Genomic DNA, 561 nt, shown 5'->3' with positions numbered 1-561 from the left:
CCATGTACGTCACCGAGCTGGTCGCCCCGAACACCGTGAACACGATGCCGGAGAAGACGCTCGAGGCGGTTGCCGATCACGGTGCGATCACCGGCGACACGGTCACCGGTGCCGCGGCCGATGCCCAGCACGTCTTCGACGCGCTAGCCTCGCTCGGCGTCGATCTGCCGGAAGTCTTCCGCAAGCTCGAGGACGAGGGCGTCGAGAAGTTCGAGGTGTCCTGGAACGAATTGCTGACCGCCACTGCCGAGCAGCTGCGCGCTCACGCGCCCGGCGTGGAGAGCTGAAGGTGCGCGAATCCGTCGCGGCACGGTGGGTCAACCCGCTCCGGGACAACCGGGATCGCCGGCTCCCCCGCATCGCCGGGCCCTGTGCCCTGGTGATCTTCGGGGTCACCGGCGATCTGGCTCGGCGAAAGCTGATGCCCGCGGTGTACGACCTGGCCAATCGCGGCCTGCTGCCGCGACGGATTCGCGCACCTTCAGCTCTCCACGCCGGGCGCGTGAGCGCGCAGCTGCTCGGCAGTGGCGGTCAGCAATTCGTTCCAGNACACCTCGAACT

Annotated in this window: 1 protein-coding gene and 1 pseudogene; both read left to right on the top strand. The window is 68.2% G+C overall.

From position 1 onward, the window contains the following. The coding region (locus tag Q8814_RS26435) for a transaldolase family protein (protein WP_330154863.1) at positions 1 to 287 on the top strand (287 nt) is incomplete at its 5' end. Positions 288 to 289: 2 nt separating this feature from the next. After that, positions 290 to 463: pseudogene (locus Q8814_RS26620) on the top strand (glucose-6-phosphate dehydrogenase); the annotation flags it as partial. Positions 464 to 561: the final 98 nt, after the last annotated feature.

The organism is Rhodococcus chondri, from assembly GCF_036327435.1.
Taxonomy (GTDB): Bacteria; Actinomycetota; Actinomycetes; order Mycobacteriales; family Mycobacteriaceae; genus Rhodococcus; species Rhodococcus chondri.
This window is presented reverse-complemented; position numbering and strand designations above follow the sequence as displayed.